This window comes from Ornithinibacillus liuyingii, assembly GCF_055550225.1.
Genome location: NZ_JBPWOS010000008.1, coordinates 20,783 through 39,380, shown reverse-complemented (window position 1 = coordinate 39,380; position 18,598 = coordinate 20,783). Strand labels below are relative to the sequence as shown.

At 39.1% G+C, this 18,598-nt stretch carries 13 protein-coding genes; 11 read left to right on the top strand and 2 right to left on the bottom strand.

What is annotated here, in order from left to right; translation table 11 throughout:
- Positions 1–208: 208 nt before the first annotated feature.
- The 8 genes from gltB to ACSKT4_RS11895 all read left to right on the top strand — a co-directional run bounded on the left by gltB (position 209) and on the right by ACSKT4_RS11895 (position 13,639).
- Positions 209–4,843, top strand: coding sequence for a glutamate synthase large subunit (gene gltB / locus ACSKT4_RS11930; RefSeq protein WP_465823466.1), 4,635 nt, complete (start codon positions 209–211; stop codon positions 4,841–4,843).
- A 16-nt stretch (positions 4,844–4,859) separates the two neighbouring features.
- Positions 4,860–6,344 carry a glutamate synthase subunit beta gene (locus tag ACSKT4_RS11925; protein WP_186868162.1) on the top strand — a complete coding sequence of 495 codons (1,485 nt, stop codon included), beginning with the start codon at positions 4,860–4,862 and terminating at the stop codon, positions 6,342–6,344.
- A 142-nt stretch (positions 6,345–6,486) separates the two neighbouring features.
- Positions 6,487–7,554 carry a dual-specificity RNA methyltransferase RlmN gene (gene rlmN / locus ACSKT4_RS11920; RefSeq protein ID WP_186868163.1) on the top strand — a complete coding sequence of 356 codons (1,068 nt, stop codon included), beginning with the start codon at positions 6,487–6,489 and terminating at the stop codon, positions 7,552–7,554.
- 104 nt (positions 7,555–7,658) lie between these two features.
- The gene (gene asnB / locus ACSKT4_RS11915) at positions 7,659–9,488 is read left to right on the top strand and encodes an asparagine synthase (glutamine-hydrolyzing) (RefSeq protein WP_465823463.1); all 1,830 of its coding nucleotides are present in this window, start codon (positions 7,659–7,661) and stop codon (positions 9,486–9,488) included.
- A gap of 387 nt (positions 9,489–9,875) precedes the next feature.
- A complete protein-coding gene (locus ACSKT4_RS11910; protein WP_186868165.1) occupies positions 9,876–11,057 on the top strand; it encodes a carboxylate--amine ligase in 1,182 nt (393 codons plus the stop codon).
- 12 nt (positions 11,058–11,069) lie between these two features.
- Positions 11,070–12,563, top strand: coding sequence for a Mur ligase family protein (locus ACSKT4_RS11905; RefSeq protein WP_186868166.1), 1,494 nt, complete (start codon positions 11,070–11,072; stop codon positions 12,561–12,563).
- Positions 12,564–12,600: 37 nt separating this feature from the next.
- Positions 12,601–13,335, top strand: coding sequence for a cysteate racemase (cuyB, locus tag ACSKT4_RS11900; RefSeq protein WP_186868167.1), 735 nt, complete (start codon positions 12,601–12,603; stop codon positions 13,333–13,335).
- A 100-nt stretch (positions 13,336–13,435) separates the two neighbouring features.
- On the top strand, positions 13,436–13,639 hold the full coding sequence (locus ACSKT4_RS11895) for a hypothetical protein (protein ID WP_186868168.1): 204 nt from the start codon (positions 13,436–13,438) through the stop codon (positions 13,637–13,639).
- Positions 13,640–14,014: 375 nt separating this feature from the next.
- Here the strand turns inward: ACSKT4_RS11895 and ACSKT4_RS11890 are convergent, their stop codons facing one another.
- Positions 14,015–15,004, bottom strand: a complete 990-nt coding sequence (locus tag ACSKT4_RS11890; protein WP_186868169.1) for an NAD(P)/FAD-dependent oxidoreductase — start codon at positions 15,002–15,004, stop codon at positions 14,015–14,017.
- A gap of 360 nt (positions 15,005–15,364) precedes the next feature.
- Here ACSKT4_RS11890 and ACSKT4_RS11885 point away from each other — a divergent pair, with 360 nt between their 5' ends.
- On the top strand, positions 15,365–15,781 hold the full coding sequence (locus ACSKT4_RS11885; RefSeq protein WP_246521266.1) for a PaaI family thioesterase: 417 nt from the start codon (positions 15,365–15,367) through the stop codon (positions 15,779–15,781).
- 98 nt (positions 15,782–15,879) lie between these two features.
- Positions 15,880–16,329: a GNAT family N-acetyltransferase gene (locus ACSKT4_RS11880; protein WP_186868170.1), complete on the top strand. Its 450-nt coding sequence runs from the start codon at positions 15,880–15,882 to the stop codon at positions 16,327–16,329.
- 99 nt (positions 16,330–16,428) lie between these two features.
- Here the strand turns inward: ACSKT4_RS11880 and paaX are convergent, their stop codons facing one another.
- Positions 16,429–17,262: a phenylacetic acid degradation operon negative regulatory protein PaaX gene (gene paaX, locus ACSKT4_RS11875; protein WP_186868471.1), complete on the bottom strand. Its 834-nt coding sequence runs from the start codon at positions 17,260–17,262 to the stop codon at positions 16,429–16,431.
- Positions 17,263–17,593: 331 nt separating this feature from the next.
- On the opposite strand from paaX, the gene paaA reads away from it, so the two are divergent.
- Positions 17,594–18,583: a 1,2-phenylacetyl-CoA epoxidase subunit PaaA gene (gene paaA, locus ACSKT4_RS11870; protein WP_186868171.1), complete on the top strand. Its 990-nt coding sequence runs from the start codon at positions 17,594–17,596 to the stop codon at positions 18,581–18,583.
- Positions 18,584–18,598: the final 15 nt, after the last annotated feature.

Here is an 18,598-nt window from a genome sequence, read left to right as displayed (position 1 = left end):
CTTCGTAAGCAATAATAAATATATTAAAGGCTATAGTCCAATTTAACGCTTGAAAACTAACGTGTTACTATGTTAGCGTTTACAACCATTGATATAAAAAGGTTTGCATAAATATAACTTTCTGAATATTGTGTATTAACTGGAATTGTGCTATAATATGAATTACTGTTTGATTGTGAAAAAAGGTTATCCAGAAAGGAGCAAGGTTATGACGAAACGTAACTACCCTAGAGCACAGGGTTTATATAACCCAGTTTTTGAACATGAAGCATGTGGTATAGGTATGATTGCGAATATAAATGGAAATCGAACACATAGTATTGTTCAAAACGCGATTAATATGCTTTGTAATATGGAGCATAGGGGAGGACAATCTGCTGATACAAGCACTGGTGACGGTGCAGGGATTTTAACGCAAATACCAGATCGGTTCTTTCAGAAGCAATGCGCAAAAGAAGGTGTACGATTACCCCGAGCAGGGGAATATGCCATTGCGATGATTTTTCTGCCTAATGAATTAGAAACTAGGGTAGAATGTAAGCGAATTATTGAGTCGATCGTAGAAGAAGAAGGACAGACCTTCCTTGGGTGGAGACCAGTTCCACTGAATGATTCCTTTATCGGGTCGCTTGCCGCTAAAACAAAACCAACAATTAGACAAGGTTTTATCCAAAAATCTCCAGATATTACAGATAGTAAAAGCTTTGAACGAAAGCTATATATAATCCGAAAACGCATTGAGCATGTCATGAATCAGAATCCCGCTTATTACGATACTTACATATCCAGCCTATCATCTAGAACCATCGTATATAAAGGGATGTTAATTCCAGAACAATTAGACTCCTTCTACATTGATTTAAACCACCCTGAATTTAAATCCGCATTGGCATTAGTACATTCCCGTTTCAGCACCAATACATTCCCGAGTTGGAATCGAGCACATCCAAACCGGTATACAATCCATAATGGTGAATTTAATACGATACGTGGAAATGTCAATTGGATGAAAGCACGAGAGAGATTATGTACATCTAGTTTTTTTGAAGCGGAGGATTTAGAAAAAATACTACCGATCATCGATGCAGATGGAAGTGATTCTTCGATATTTGATAATACGTTTGAATTCTTACACCTATCAGGCTATTCATTAGCACATGCTGCCATGATGATGATACCCGAGCCTTGGGCAAATAATCCTCATATGACAGAGGAGAAAAGAGATTTTTACGAGTTTCATAGTACATTTATGGAGCCGTGGGATGGACCGAGTGCCATTGTATACACGGACGGGGTTCAGGTTGGAGCCACACTCGATCGAAATGGCTTACGGCCTGCTCGCTATTATGTAACGAAGAATGGGATGATTGTTCTTGGCTCAGAAGTAGGTGCCCTCGATATATTCGCTGATGATATTTTGTATAAGAAACGTCTAGAGCCTGGAAAGATGCTTCTAGTCGATTTAGAAAAGGGAATAATCATACCAGATGAAACGATAAAACTACAAGTTGCTACAGAAAAGCCGTATAAGGAATGGTTGATGGAGCTGAAGGATATCGATACTATTCCCAATACAGCGACATCTCAACCAACCTATCGAGGCAAGAAATTGTTGGAAAATCAAGTTGCCTTTGGTTATACCCGTGAGGAATTAGAGAAAATTATGAAACCATTAGTATCAGGTGGAAAGGATCCAATTGGGTCTATGGGATATGATGCTCCATTAGCTGTCTTATCGAAGAAGCCGAGGCTTTTATTTGACTATTTTAAGCAATTATTTGCCCAGGTAACCAATCCTCCAATTGACGCGATACGGGAAAAAATGATCACGATGACAACGACCACGATTGGTCCTGTGGGGAATATCGTGGCTCCCAATGCAGATAGCTGCAAAAAAATTCGATTAAATACACCGCTCCTAACGAAACAACAACTAGAGAAGCTACGCCATAATAGAATGCACGGCTACCGTTCAAAGACGATTTCTACCTTATTTGGCATACACAATGAAATGGAACAAGCATTGCATAATATGCTCGAACAAGCGGTTCAAGCAATAGAACAAGGGGCAACGTTTATTATCCTTTCTGATCATGGGCTTTCCGAGTCAAAAGCTGCGATTCCATCTTTACTTGCAGTAAGTGGGCTACACCACCACTTGATTCGCTTAGGATTACGTACACAAGTCAGCATTATTGTAGAGTCAGGGGAACCGAGAGAGGTTCACCATTTTGCAACCCTAATTGGCTATGGAGCAGAGGGGATCACACCGTATCTCGCCTTTGATACAATCGAAGCCCTTTTGCAGAACGATGAAATTAATGCTAAATCCGTAGAAGAAGCTATCAATCAATATATTCATGCTGTAACAGATGGGATTGTCAAAGTTTTATCTAAAATGGGAATTTCTACGATTCAAAGTTACCTTGGGGCACAGATATTTGAGGCTGTTGGAATCGCCAATCAGGTGATAGAACAATACTTCACAGGTACATCTTCTCGTATCGGTGGTATTGGACTAGCAATAATACAACAGGAAGTTCTCATGCGCCATAAAAAGGCGTATAAGCCGAAACGTGGAACTACGCTTGCTTTGGAGGACGGTGATGATTATCAATATCGTTCGAATGGCGAGGATCATCAATATAATCCGAAAACAATCTATACTTTACAACATGCCGTACGTTCAGGGGATTACGAATTATTCAAAACTTATTCTAGCATGATTACGAATGAAAAGGAGAACTTACAATCATTAAGAGGGTTATTACAATTTAAAAAACGCAAGCCAATTCCGATTGATGAAGTGGAATCTGTGGATGAAATATGTGCCCGTTTTCGAACAGGTGCCATGTCTTTTGGGGCATTAAGTAAGGAAGCGCATGAGTCATTGGCTATTGCTATGAACCGTCTTGGAGGAAGAAGTAACTCTGGTGAAGGTGGAGAATCTGTTGATCGAAATCAAACCGATGCTAATGGTGATTTGCGTAAAAGTGCTATTAAACAGGTGGCCTCTGGTAGGTTCGGGGTTACAAGTAATTATTTAGTCCATGCAGAGGAGATTCAGATAAAAGTAGCACAAGGTGCCAAGCCGGGTGAGGGAGGACATCTCCCAGGAAACAAAGTATATCCATGGGTTGCCGAGGTACGGAACTCAACACCAGGTGTTGAGCTCATATCACCACCACCACATCATGATATCTATTCAATTGAAGACTTAGCAGAATTAATTTTTAACTTAAAGAATACGAATCCGAATGCACGAATTAGCGTGAAATTAGTTTCTGCTGTCGGTGTTGGGACCATTGCAGCAGGAGTAGCGAAGGGGCGCGCAGATCACATTCTAATTAGTGGCTATGATGGTGGTACGGGTGCTGCACCATACACGAGCTTAAAGCATGCGGGGCTACCTTGGGAAATAGGCTTAGCTGAAGTCCATCAAACTTTACTGTTAAATGGGCTACGTGACCGTGTTGCAGTGGAAGCAGATGGAAAGCTGATGACAGGAAGAGATGTTGTTATTGCTGCCTTACTAGGGGCAGAGGAGTTTGGCTTCTCGACTGCACCGTTAGTAGCGTTAGGGTGCGTAATGATGCGAGTTTGTCATTTAGACACTTGTCCAGTTGGAATCGCCACACAAAATCCGGAGCTACGTAGAAAGTTTTCCGGAAAGCCGGAGCATGTCGTTAATTTCATGCGCTTTATTGCTATGGAAACACGAGAGATCATGGCAGCGTTAGGTTTTAGAACGATAGAGGAAATGGTTGGCTGTACAGATGTATTAGAGGTTAACGACGAGATTGAACATTGGAAGGCGAAGAAGATTGACTTGGCAAGCCTACTCTTTCAGCCGAAGCCAGCTTCTGGTATGATAGCACGTTATAAACAAATCGAGCAGGACCACGGGATTACTTCTACGTTGGATTATCAGGAACTAATCCCTAATTGTAAACGTGCATTTAAAGAAGGAAAGCAAGTAGAATTTACAACCGCTATTCGGAATATTCACCGAGCAACAGGGACATTATTAGGTAGCGAGATTTCGAAAAGATATGGCGAATCAGGTTTGCCGGAAGACACGATTAAATTGAACTTTAGTGGTTCTGCTGGTCAGAGCTTTGGCGCGTTCATTCCAAAGGGGATCACCTTACGATTAATTGGAGATGCCAATGACTTTGTCGGAAAGGGACTTTCTGGAGGGAAAATTATTGTTCATCCAGACCCTGTTGTGACCTTCCAACCGGAGGAAAACATTATTGTTGGTAATGTTGCCTTTTATGGGGCAACCTCTGGTGAAGCCTTCATACGGGGGATCGCTGGAGAGCGTTTCGCAGTGCGCAATAGTGGAGCCAATATCGTCGTAGAAGGTGTTGGTGACCATGGATGTGAATATATGACCGGAGGAAGAGTTGTTGTTTTAGGTCTAACAGGGAAGAACTTTGCTGCTGGGATGTCTGGTGGTGTTGCCTATATTTATGATGTAGATGGAAGATTCCGTGAACGAGTAAATCCAGATAGGCTTCATATTCAAGGTCTCGAGGATTTGTCCGAAGTCGATGAGCTATACAGCTTAATCGAAAAACATGTTCACTATACCAATAGTATATATGCGGAACGAATTTTAGCATACTGGGAAACCAATTCTGCAAAATTTCTCCGTGTTATCCCTAAGGCATATGCCAAAATACAAGAGCGGATAAAGGCATTAATGGCGCTTGGGTTAAATAAGAATGAGGCAGAAATGCAAGCCTTTCAAGAGATCCATGGGCAACGTGACCATCATAAGGAAAAGCAAATAATAGGTAATCATCGAAAGAAATCTGAAATGCTTCCTAGCTTTTAATCGAAAGGAGGATTTTATGGGAAATCATACCGGTTTTATGCAGTATGAACGACAAACACAACCCGAAAGAGGGCCAACGGAAAGAATTAAGGATTGGAGAGACTATACAGCTTCATTTACAACCCAGGATATACAGGTACAAGGTGCCCGTTGCATGGGGTGTGGTGTTCCAACTTGTCATGTTGGCATGGAAATTAATGGGGTTACAACGGGGTGCCCATTAAATCATTTAATACCGGAATGGAATCATCTCGTTTATGAAGGAAAATGGCAAGAGGCGCTTTATCGTGCCCATGCTAAAAATAATTTTCCGGAATTTACGGGAATTGCATGCCCTGCTCCATGTGAGGGGGCATGTGTTCTCGGCATTAATGAGCCACCAGTAGCCATCAGATCTATTGAACGGGCAATTGTAGAAAAAGGTTTTGAAGAGGGCTGGATAACAGCAAATCCCCCCGAAAAAAGAACCGGAAGACGGGTAGCGGTAGTCGGCTCCGGGCCAGCTGGCTTAGCTGCAGCGGCACAATTGAACCAAGCAGGACATGAGGTTACGGTCTTTGAGAGAGAGGATCGTATTGGTGGGCTATTAACATATGGAATTCCAGAGATGAAGCTTTCCTATCAGGTGGTGAAAAGAAGAGTAGACATTTTAGAACAAGAAGGGGTTCACTTTATTACGAATACAGAAGTTGGCAAGGACATCCCAGTAGAAAAGCTCAGGTCCGAATATGATGCGATCATTCTAGCTACTGGTGCAACGGTGCATCGAACTATGCCAGTAGAAGGAAATAATCTTAAGGGAATTCACTATGCAATGGACTTTCTCCATCAGAATACGAAGAGCCTACTGGACTCAGGGCTAGAAGACAATAACTATATCTCCGCAAAAGATAAGAATGTTATTGTCATCGGTGGTGGTGATACGGGGACGGATTGCTTGGCGACTGCCGTACGTCATAATTGCAAATCACTAACCCAATTTGATATTTATGAAAAGAAAGGCACAGAGCGTGATGCTACTTCCAATCCATGGCCACAATACCCTATTATCCATCGGGTTGAATATGGTCATAAGGAAGCGGCAGGGAAATTGGGAAGGGACCCACGTGCATTTGCTGTCATGACAACGAAATTTGTAGGAGATGAAACCGGACATATTAAAGAAGTTCATACGATTAATGTGCGTAACAAAATAGAAAACGGCCGGAGAATCCGTGAAGAAATAAAAGGAACCGAGCAAATATGGCCTGCCGATTTAGTATTAATTGCCATCGGATTTACTGGCCCAGAACAGGGCTTACTCGATCAATTAAATCTTGAACGTAATCCCAATACTACAGTGAAAGCAACGTATGGAGACTATCAAACGAATGTAGAAGGTGTCTTTTCTGCAGGGGATATGCGAAGGGGTCAGAGTCTAATTGTATGGGCTATCCATGAAGGAAGAGAGGTTGCACGGGAATGTGATCGCTATCTCATGGGAGAAACGGACTTACCTTAATATAAAAGGCTGTAAAAGCTAGATACTAAAAGGGAAATTTAATTTGATTCCGGTCACTATATCAAGTATGATTAGAAAGTGATTTAGCGAATACGATTACTAGTTATAGTACGATATAGTTATTTGGAGATGAGGATATATTATGAAATTAAGATCCATTTATGGATTAACAATGGAACAATTAACAGAATGGTTAATAGAAAAAGGACAAAAAAGATTCCGTGCTGAACAAGTTTGGGATTGGTTATATAAGAAACGGGTCCGTCATTTTACAGAAATGAAAAATGTAAATAAAGAAACGATTGAACTATTACAAGAGAATTTTGTTATTGAAACATTGGAAGAGGAAATCGAACAAGTCTCTAAAGATGGGACAGTTAAATTTCTGTTCAAATTAGCAGATGGAAATTTAATTGAAACGGTGTTGATGCGTTTTAATTATGGTCTTTCTGTATGTGTCACAACACAGGTCGGGTGTAATATTGGTTGTACCTTCTGTGCTAGTGGTCTACTTAGAAAGAGCAGAGATTTAGATAGTGGCGAAATTGTAGAGCAGATTATGAAGGTGCAAAAGCATCTGGATGAACAAGGAAAAGATGAACGGGTTAGCCATATTGTCGTAATGGGAATTGGTGAGCCGTTTGATAACTTTACGAACTTAATTGATTTCATTAAAGTCGTAAATGATGAGAATGGCCTTAAAATTGGTCAGCGTCATATTACTGTATCAACTAGTGGCTTAGCTCACAAAATTTATGAATTTGCTGATACCGGTTTACAAGTAAACCTAGCTATTTCCTTACACGCACCGAACAATGAACTAAGAACTAGCATTATGAAGATAAACCGAGCATTTCCTATTGAAAAGCTGATGAAGGCTGTAGATTATTACTTAGAGAATTCTAATCGTAGAATAACGTATGAGTATATTATGCTTAAGGATGTCAATGATCACGAGGAAGAAGCGATACAGCTTGCCAAATTACTACGTAGCAAACGCCATCTTTCCTATGTGAACCTCATCCCTTACAATTCTGTTGAGGAGCATGGCCAGTATCAACGAAGTGAGACACATGTCATCCAAGCATTCCACGAAGTATTGAAGAAAAATGGTATTAATAGTGGAGTTCGCTGGGAAAATGGAGCTGACATAGATGCAGCATGTGGGCAATTACGAAGCAAACAAATTAAAAAGCAAAAGATTGTATAAGCGGAAACGAAAAGACCGACTCATCATAATTTTGAGTCAGTCTTTTTTTGTTTGAATATAATATTGCAAAAGATACGTTTACTATACGAAAAGGGGAAATTAGTGTGTCTGGATTTGTTGGTTTACTCACATCTAAAAGATTTAAGCAAGATAGCAAACCGACGCAAGAGGCAAATTTAACTGAGCTTGAGAATGAGGAAATGCATGATGAAATGGAAACTATGGAGCAAGCTGATTTTCTGGTTATGAAACTCACCGATTATCGTAATGTTCGACCCTTTATATTCAATAATGAACGATATGGACTAGTTTTCGATGGAACCATTTATAATGAGGGAGACTTACGTAAAAGGCTAGAGAAGAAAGGCTATATGCTTAACTTGGATACAGCAGAAGAAGTCCTTGGTAACCTATTTCTAGAATGCGGTGTTAAGGGATTCCAACTGTTAAGGGGCACATTTGCATTGGTAATATGGGATTATCAAGAAAAGATTCTCTATGCTGCTAGAGATCCCTTTGGAATTAAACCGCTTTACATGATGGATACAGAAGAGGAGGTTCTTTTTTCTACAGAAATACAAGCTATAACTAGGCTAAGGAAAGATCTAACATTCCATTATCAAGCATTACAACACTACTTTTCATTTCAATATATTCCCCCACCACTCACCTTGAAAAAAGAAATTACTAGCTTAAAACCAGGTCACTACTTAATCAAAAAAGCCTATCAACCTCTGGAAACCTATGCTTATTTTAAAGCAGCATTCCATCCCGTAAACGGCAACGAGAACCAAATTATTAATCGGATCCAAGAGATTTTAGTAGACTCAGTAAAGGTGCATATACAAGAAGAAAAGTTCTTGGGAGCATTATTATCAGGTGGTATTGATTCAAGCCTTCTTGTTGGGATAGCCAAGCAGTTTAACCCTAGTATAAAAACTTTCTCTGTTGGATTTGATGTAGAAGGATATTCTGAAATTCCCATTGCACAGCAAACCGCAGAAGAGCTAGGAGTAGAGAATATCTCGTATCTAATTAGTCCGGCAGAATTTGTAGCCAGCCTACCAACTATTATTCACTTGCTAGAAGAACCGTTAGCAGATCCATCATGTGTTCCATTATATTTTGCTGCCCGAAAAGCAAGTGGCCATACGAAAATAGTGCTATCAGGTGAGGGGGCTGATGAATTATTTGGAGGCTATAACATCTATCATGAATTTCATTCGTTAAAAGTATTTCAATATCTGCCGGATACAATAAGAAAATGGCTGAGAACATTATCCCGAATTGTTCCTGATGGGATAATAGGAAGGGGCTTTCTAGAACGTGGTACCACCCCACTCCATGAGCGGTATATTGGAAATGCTAAGATCTTTGAAGAAGAGGAAAAAAGTCGCTTTATGAGAACGTATGATGAATTAACTAATTACAAGCACATGACAGCCGACTTATTTGCCATGGTGAAAGAGGCCCATCCAGCTCATCAAATGCAATATGTAGATATGCATACTTGGTTACCTGGGGATATATTAAGAAAGGCAGACCGAATGACGAAAGCACATTCCATTGAGCTTAGGACACCATTTTTAGATAAAGAAGTCTTTGATGTTGCAAGCAAAATACCAGTATCTTATAAAATTACCAATAAACAAACCAAAGCAATATTACGTAAAGCTGCCATCGGTTTCATTCCAGAGCACGTTACCAATCGGAAAAAGCTAGGCTTTCCTGTACCATTAAAAAACTGGTTAAGAAATGAACTGTATGATTGGGCAACCGAAATCATTCAAGAAAGTAACACCGATCACATTCTGGATAAAACCTATTGCATGAAGCTCTTAAAGAGTCATTACAAAGGGTATCACAATAACGCAAGAAAACTATGGACCATCCTTGTCTTTATGATGTGGCATCAATTATTTATCGAGTCGTAAATGTACTATCATGGTTTACACAGAGACATAGAAATGAATTTAATCGTAAATCGAATGAAACATAAATACTAGCCCCGCAACTATAGATAGACTTGAGCGAAGGGGCTTACCTTATCACCCGTGGAAGGCGGTGAGGCCTGCTACTAGATTGGGAGGGATATGCTATTCATTCGGTTTTTTTTTCTTTACCACTTATGTCCAAGCTTCTATCTGCTTTCTTTATAGATAAACATCGTTCATTCACTTATATAGACTTATTGAAGTTAACTTTGTACACAGGTATAATGAGGTGTATAATGTAATGAACAATCATGAAAAAGTCTATGATATTTAATAAAAATACAATATTATGAATAGGATAGTAACACCCTAATAGGAGTAATCGATATGAATCATAAAGCAGTGATTTTAGGTAATAATTATTATATAGGATTAAGTGCGATTAGAAGTCTAGGTAAAGAAGGCGTTCATACAGTTGCGGTAGATTATTCAGAAGATGATCGCTATGGTGCGGCTTCGAAATATTGCTCAGAAAAAATAATAGTGCCACATTACAAAGAAGAGACGGAAGAATTTATTCAAGCATTAATTGATTATGCAAAGAAGCAAGATAAAAAGCCAGTGTTGATTCCATGTCATGATACATATTTGGAGGTTATCGACGCGCATTTACATCGGATTAAGGAATATTACTTAATCCCTCAAACAGAGCAAGGCTTAGCAACACGTGTAATAAATAAAGATACATTACACGCACTAGCGACAGAGCATGGTGTACGAGTACCGGAGACAGTTAGGGTAAAGGAACCGAATTTTAAAGAACGAGTAGAACAGGAAATAAAGTTTCCTTGTTTAGTAAAACCGTTCGATTCCCCTAGCTTTGTTGCTACCTTTAGAAAGAAAATCTTTAAAGTTCATAACATGGAAGAACTAGAAGAAGCATTGGAAAAGGCGAAATCCGCCAATCAAGAAGTGTTCGTTCAACGGATTATTCCGGGTTTTGACGACCATATGTACACATTCGATGCTTATTTGAACCAAGATTCTAAGGTGACCCATTGGACCACTTGCCAAAAGCTTCGCCAATACCCTATTAATTTTGGAGCATCGGTATACACAATCCAAAAATACACCCCCGAATTATTTGAGCTTGGTTCGAAGTTTCTAGAGGGGATTCAATATAAAGGCTTTGCTGAGATTGAATTTAAAAAAGACGAAGAGACTGGCGAGTTCTATTTAATTGAAATCAACGCAAGAATTACCAATTTTAATCATTTATTATATAAAGTTGGCTTGAATTTCCCATACATCACATACCGGGAAATGATCGGTGATCCATTAGAGCCAAAAGCAGTGACCGAAACGACAAACCGTGCTTTCTGGTATGGATATGAAGATTTACTAGCAGTAAAGGATTATGTCAAAACAGGTCAGTTAAAATCTTCAGAGGTCGTAAAATCGTTATTTCGACCAAAGGCATATGCAATCTGGAGCTTGAGCGACCCTAAACCTGCGTTTGTATTTATGAAAACGAGAATTGGTAAATTGTTTGGCCAAAGGAAAGGATAGGAGGAATTTTGTATGCAATTAAAACAATTATTACAAGCTATTGAAGTAACCAATGGTAGGGAAGTAGAGCCGTTAGAAATTCGTAATGTCTCCTATCATTCCCAAAAGGTTCAAGAAGGAGATTTATTTGTCTGTGTAAAAGGTTATAAAACGGATGGTCATCAGTACTTGGCAGATGCAGTAAAGCGTGGCGCTGTGGCTGCGGTAGTAGAGGACTTCCAAGATGGGATTGATATTCCACAATATGTTGTAAAAGATAGTCGTATTGCATTAGCGAGACTAGGGGCATGCTTTTATCAAGATCCATCATCCAAGTTGAACATGATTGGGATTACAGCAACAAATGGTAAAACAACAACTACGTACATGACGAATGCTATTTTAGAAAACGAAGGGCGTCGCACAGGTCTAATTGGAACTGTCATTATCAAAAATGGTGACGAGTCAATCCCTGCTGAACTGACAACCCCTGAGTCCTTAGATTTACAACGCTATTTAAATGAAATGGTTCAGAATGATGTGACCCATGTCACGATGGAGGTGTCCTCAGCTGCACTAGAATTACACCGTGTAGAAGGGGTCAACTATGATATTGTGTCTTTAAACAATATGAGTAAAGAGCATATGGAGATGCATGGCACCTTCGAACGCTATTTTGAAGCAAAATCGAGCTTAATTCGGAATGCATCTGAGAATAGCTTTGCGATTTTAAATTTAGATGATCAATATTCTGCTTCATTAGTGGATAAAACAAAAGCAAAGGTTATTTCATTTGGAATCGACAGTAAAGATGGCTATGTCCATTGCAAAAACTTGGATTTAACTACTGGTAGAGGTAAGTTTACCGTTGAGATTTTAAAGTCATTTGAAGCAAATGGTATTTCATATGAGCCAAGTGAATTCGATGTTGAATTAGCTGTACCAGGACTTCACTCTGTGTATAATGCGATGGTTGCGATCATTGCTTCACTTATTAGCGGAGTTCGAATAAGCACGATTCAAGAGACGCTAAAAGAATTTTCTGGAGTACCTCGTCGTTTTGAATTCATCTATGAAAATGAAATTAAAGTAGTAGATGACCATTTTGCAAACCCAGGAAATATAAATGTTACCTTACAAACATTAGACTTTATGGATTTCGAGCAATTACAGCTTGTCTATGCTGTTCGTGGACAGCGTGGGGCAACCATTAACCGTGAAAATGCGGAAGTCATTGTGGAATGGGCAGATAAGCTTGATATTAAGGAAGTTATTGCAACTCGAAGCGTATCCCATACTACCTCGAAAGACGAAGTGACAGATGATGAAGTCAAGGCATTTTTAGATGTGATGGAAAAAGCTAATATTAAAGTTAACTTATATAATGAATTACCAGATGCGATACATGAAGCATTATCAAAAGCGAATAAAGGTGACTTAGTACTACTTGCTGGATGTCAAGGTATGGATTATGGTGCAGGTATCGCCTTAGAAGCGTTAAACAAAGAAAATGCGGAAGTCAAATAGTGTCTATGCACAGTATGATATAAAGCAGGTGGATTGATTGAAACAGAAAAAGCTAGGAGTTTTAGGTGGGATGGGACCTGCTGCTACATCGTTATTTTTTGATCGAGTTATTGAAAATACGGTAGCCAATAAGGACCAAGACCACATTGATATGGTTATTCTTAACCATGCTACGATTCCGGATCGGACAAGAGCAATTCTTGAAGATAATAAAGAACCGTTTTTACAAGCGGTTAAAAAAGATTTTGAGATTTTTGAAGCTGCTGGAATAGATAACATTGCCATTCCATGCAATACGTCCCATTATTTCTTCCGTGAAATGCAGGAAATGACTTCGATAAACATAATTAATATGATCGAAGAAACGGTAACCCATATTCGAAATACGTTTGGTAGTACGGCTAAAGTGGGGATTTTAGCAACGGATGGGACAATTAATACAGGTATATATCAGGCTGAGTGTCATAAATATAATATGAAGGCTCCTATCCCAAATGTGCATGACCAACAAAAAGTGATGCAAACAATATATAATTTCAAAGCAGACCAACCTGTTGATGTTCACGGGTTCGAGCAAATTATTGCAAAGCTGATAGAGGATGAGAACTGTGATTGTGTCATTTTAGGATGTACAGAGCTTTCTTGTATTGAAATCTCAGAGCATTGGAAGCAGTATTGTGTAGATGCAATGCAGGTGTTAGTAAATGAGTCCATCATTCGCTCAGGCAAAGAATTAAAAAAGCGAGTAGTGGTCTCTAACCTACCTATTTAGTTCAGCCATAATAGGGATTTTATAATGACTAACGTATAAGAATAGCTACCGCATGAAAACTTTGTGAATGTTATTTCTCTAAGTGTAAGGAGGGAAGTTCGTGTTATCAGATAAAGAAGCATTTGATGAATTCTTACTCGAATCCTTCAAGGACGGTAGAAGTGTACGTGAATTGAGGCTTTCAGAGGAGGAAGCTAATTACATTAAAGTTAAAATACCTAAAGCAAAGTTTCGAAAAATAGCAGAATGCTGTAACGCATCTGTTAAAGAATGGTATGAAGTAGATACTCGTGGTATGAAATAATGAATGTTAGGATGTTTCAGGAAGTTTAATTCTGAAGCATCCTTTTTTAATAGATGAAAAAGGATGAGGTATAGCCCCTAGTCTTATAGAGTGGAGTTATTGGATTAGGCGATTTCAACATGGTTTTAGCGCGAAGTTACGTTGGATTCGCGCGGGAGTTATCGGAAAACGCGCAGGAAGCTCCAGAAAACGCGCGAGAGTCATAGAAAATCGCGCGAGCACCACAGAGTCGCGCGATTTTTATATAAGGTCGCGCGAAACAAAACCAAGCCCGCGCGAAATACCCAAACCCTCGCGCGAATTGCTTTGCTTACCGAATGCGAGCTTATCTTAAACGATAAGAAAGAATAAACAAACGTGTCTACGTATTCCTCATTAGGATGAAGAAAACAGGTGTGTACTATGGACACTTAATTTAGCCTTTGGATCCAAATAGGCTTTTGCGTGATTGATAGCGATAGTTGCTTCCCCAAATCCAGTAGCAATAAGCTTTGGCTTCCCTTCATACGAGCAAATATCTCCACAAGCATAGATTCCGGGAATGTTAGTCTCCATTTTACCATTCACGAAAACAGCATTTTTAGTCGTTTCTAGTCCCCAAGATTTTATCGGTCCAATATTTGTGATAAAGCCATAATTGACGATGACCTCATCGACCGTGACCGTCTTCCTGTCTTGTTCTTTCACCTTCTGGAGTGTGACATGATGTATTTCATGCTCCTTTCCAATTAATTCGGTAACTTCATATGGGGTGAGGATAGTTACGGACGAATGTTTAAGCTGTGTGAGACTATGCTCATGCGCCCTAAATGCGTCTCTCCGATGGACAAGCGTAACATCCTCTGCAATATCTACTAGTGCAAGCGCCCAGTCCACAGCTGAATCCCCGCCGCCACATACTAATACCCTTTTGTTACGAAACCTTTCTAACTCCCTAATAAAGTAGTGTAAGGTATGCTCTTCGAATTGAGCTATATTAGCTAGTTTTAATTTTCTAGGTTCAAAAGCGCCTGCACCTGCTGAAATGAGAATGCTTTTCGAATAATGAACGGTTTTAGTTGTATAAATTTCAAACGTACCGTTCTCTAGACGGATAATATCTAGTACTTGCTCATTCAGACAGATGCTAGGAGAAAATGTTAGTGCCTGCTTATGTAGCTCCTTTACGAGATCCTTTGCCTTAACTCCCGGAAATCCTGCCACATCATAAATGTACTTTTCTGGATATAAGGCCGCTAACTGCCCACCAACCTCTGGCATACTATCAATCACTTTCACACTTGCTTCCCGCATACCTGCGTAAAATGCACTGAACAAACCAATCGGTCCAGCACCGATAATCGTTATATCCACCATCTCTTTCATGTGTTAGTCTCCTTTTTACTATTTTCAAGCACATTAAATAACAAAAATTCATATAACGTGTAAAATACGAACGAATATATTTTGATACATAAATAATAAGAATATTATAAATAAAAGTCAATCATTATTCTGAAATTTTAAATATGAAGGTCTCTTCTCCTACATTTTAATGGGAAAATACTCTTGAAATCGTTTTATATTCAAGTTTAACCTTAATTGTTAGAATACACATTTAGTTGACTTAATTTGGATTATATTGACAACTGGTAGAGTAATATTTAAACTGAAATAAACGTATTTTAAACGGACTAAGAATTTAAGTTTTATTTTAGTAAACATGTAATTTGAGGAGTGGAGAATTTGAGATATTCTATTTCTGATTTGCAAAAAGTTGTATCAGATGGATTAACCCCGCCACCTTGTGATGTAACGATGCAAATAAAGGTGGATGATGCAAATGATGGCATAGCCAATGGGATTTGGACGGTAGATGATAAATATATTAATGGTTTAGGAGTCGTCATGGGGGGGTTTTTATCATCGGCAGCCGATATTTTAATGGCCTATGCAGTTGCTTCTAAACTGACAGAAAATCAGGGCTTTGTGTCGATTGATCTAGATACAACTTTTCATCGACCAGGTGTAAAGGGGGAAATAGAGGTAACCGCTAGAGTCGAGAAGATGGGAAGGACCTTAGCATATGTGGTGGCGGATCTAGTGCAGAATGGGAAGAAGATTGCTACTTGTGTATCGTCTGTACTAATTCAGTCACAGTAATCGAAAGTATAAAACATGATGAACTGGAGTATCGATGTCATGATATAAAAAATATGGGGTTAACGAAAGAAAGTATTATATAGTGAAGAGGGGTTGCAATGATTAAAGAAATGGTCATGGCAAATAGGAGCAACGCAGAAGAGGTATTAACCTTGCAACTAGCATCATACAAGGTCGAGGCGGAAATAATTGGCTCCTATGAAATTCCACCATTAAAGGATACCGTTTCTACTTTACAATATTGTGGAGAAACCTTCTTTGGGTATTATGAAGCGGATAAATTATGTGGAGCAATCTCTTTCAAGCTAGACAATGGGGAGATGGACATCCATAGGTTAATCGTACATCCAAGCCATTTTAGACGAGGAATCGCACAAGTGCTTTTCACGTTTATTGAAAATGCGTTTGAAGTGGAAACGATAAAGGTAGCAACAGGCTCTAAAAATACACCAGCAATTCAGTTTTATAAGAAAAATGGATTTCAATTTATGAACGAAATAACGGTGAATGAATTATTGTCTTTATCTTTTTTTCAAAAGAAGGCTTAAACGTAACGGACAATGGTAGCACAATTGGTAGTAAACTCTACTCTACGTAACAAAAAACGCCAATTGGCGTTTTTTGTACATATTATGTAAGGAGTTGATTTATTCTTTCAGGCTCTCCTGGAACCTTTGGATATCGCCCTGCTCGTAGACATTCTTGAAAAATCGTCTTGCTGGCTCAATTAACATATTATAGTAGTCCGTGAACAAGGAAGCAGCAGAGTCACCAAGCCATCTTGTTGGTAAAAGCTCCTGCGGTAGGTTTGGGTCAATGAATAAAAACTTCCGATATTGATGGACTAAAAGCGCTGACTTCACAAAGCAACTACCATCCGTTAATTCCCCTTTTTCAATTTTATTTTTGTCTATAACGTATTTTTGACTATATTCTTGAATGAATAATTGATACTTGTCGTTCACATCATCAAGATTCCAGCATTTTTGAACTAGATCTTCCTCATTATTCATCCCAATATAAGAGGCATCGAAGAACGAAACATACTCATGGATATCGTATTTCTCCATTAACAAATTTACTTGCTCTTCTAATGGATTTGGGGTAATCCAGCAGCTATTTGATAATAAGCCAAATCCACTCCACACCAGCTCTTTTCTTAATTCATCTCGTAAATGGCGTTTATTCTCAGGAATGGTGTATACAAGAATTCGCCACTGTCCATCCCAAGATGGGTGCTCGGTTTTATAGATACGCTTCGATGCTTCTTCCATCCTTGCTTTCCCTCGGTCAGTCAATGAATAAAAGCTCTTGTTGCCAATCTTTTCTGACTGTACCCAGCCCTGTTTACTCATTCTGGAAATAGCTGCTCGAACCGATTGTTCGTTATGACCAAATTCCTCTAATAATCGAATTAAGCTTCCAATCCATATCACATTATCATAATGCCTAATATAATCTCCAAATAACGTGAAGATCATTGACCTCGTATTAAATTGCTTTTCCACCTGAAACGTCCTCTCTTATGTCCATCCGGTTATGTAATTTTTATATGTTCAAATTTTAACAAAAAATCTGTGAGCTGAACAGTAATTGCCTTGCTTTTTCCATTCTTATCATTATAACAGAAATAAAACGTTTTATATCTAACTGTCATATAGATTTGATTTCTAGTCCTTATAACTAGATTGGCAGAACCCATTATAGCATAAAATGTCGATTAAATTTGAGAAAATTTAAAATTATTATATTGTCATATATATGACACTTTGTTATCATTGCGTTAAAGAAACGTTATGAAGGGGTGGTAGAATGTATAACTATGTGGAGGACGGGGATTCCAAAACAACCGCATATGTTGAACACGATCCAGAGAAATATGATGCATTTATGGCCCGAATTAATTCTGGGGAAAAAATTGAAGCAGATGACTGGATGCCTGTCGATTATCGTATGGCCCTGATCAAGCTAATTTCCATGCATGGAATAAGTGAAATAATGGGAGCACTTCCTGAAAAAGAATGGGTGCCAAAAGCTCCAACCTTGAGAAGAAAGCTAGGCATAATGGCAAAGGTGCAAGATGAAATGGGCCATGGTCAATTATTACTTCGGGTCGCAGAAGACCTTATGAAGCCTTTTGGGAAGACGAGAGAAAATCTGATAGAGGATTTATTAAATGGAGATTTAAAGTTTCATAATGTCTTTCATATGCCAACCAAAACATGGGCAGATGCCGGTATGGTTGGTTGGCTAGTTGATGGCGCGGCAATTATGTCACAAACCAATATGCTAGATGCGTCCTATGGTCCATACCAACGGGCATTACAACGAATTTGCCAGGAGGAAGTTTTTCACGCCCAACATGGCGAGTCCATCATTATGGCATTAGCGGAAGGAAATGCGTACCAACGTGACATTTTACAGGAATCACTGAATCGTTGGTGGCCGGCACTACTCATGTTCTTTGGGCCTGCTTCAGCTGAAACGACTGGATCCTCGAAGCAAGACATTATGATTAAATACAAAATTCGAAAGAGTACCAATGAAGAATTGCGCCAAACATTCTTATCAAAGTATTTGCCTAGAGTATTTTCACTCGGACTAACCGTTCCAGACGATACGATTCGTTATGATGAAAAAGAAGAAAAATGGATTTACAAGCAACCTGATTGGGATGAATTCAAACAAATTATTAGAAATAAAGGGCCAAAATCAAAGGAGCGTTTACGATTAAGAGAGATTGCGTATAGCCATAACCGTTGGGTACGCCAAGCGCTTGCTGAGGATATAGTCACGGTGTAATGAGAGGAGGGAGAG

What these genes read in the sequence shown, in the direction of transcription:
- paaX (WP_186868471.1), bottom strand. Translation starts at nt 17,262, where the DNA reads ATGATCTTCACGTTATTTGGAGATTATATTAGGCATTATGATAATGTG.
- ACSKT4_RS11905 (WP_186868166.1), top strand. Translation starts at nt 11,070, where the DNA reads ATGCAATTAAAACAATTATTACAAGCTATTGAAGTAACCAATGGTAGG.
- ACSKT4_RS11880 (WP_186868170.1), top strand. Translation starts at nt 15,880, where the DNA reads ATGATTAAAGAAATGGTCATGGCAAATAGGAGCAACGCAGAAGAGGTA.
- ACSKT4_RS11925 (WP_186868162.1), top strand. Translation starts at nt 4,860, where the DNA reads ATGGGAAATCATACCGGTTTTATGCAGTATGAACGACAAACACAACCC.
- ACSKT4_RS11890 (WP_186868169.1), bottom strand. Translation starts at nt 15,004, where the DNA reads ATGAAAGAGATGGTGGATATAACGATTATCGGTGCTGGACCGATTGGT.
- paaA (WP_186868171.1), top strand. Translation starts at nt 17,594, where the DNA reads ATGTATAACTATGTGGAGGACGGGGATTCCAAAACAACCGCATATGTT.
- gltB (WP_465823466.1), top strand. Translation starts at nt 209, where the DNA reads ATGACGAAACGTAACTACCCTAGAGCACAGGGTTTATATAACCCAGTT.
- ACSKT4_RS11910 (WP_186868165.1), top strand. Translation starts at nt 9,876, where the DNA reads ATGAATCATAAAGCAGTGATTTTAGGTAATAATTATTATATAGGATTA.
- rlmN (WP_186868163.1), top strand. Translation starts at nt 6,487, where the DNA reads ATGAAATTAAGATCCATTTATGGATTAACAATGGAACAATTAACAGAA.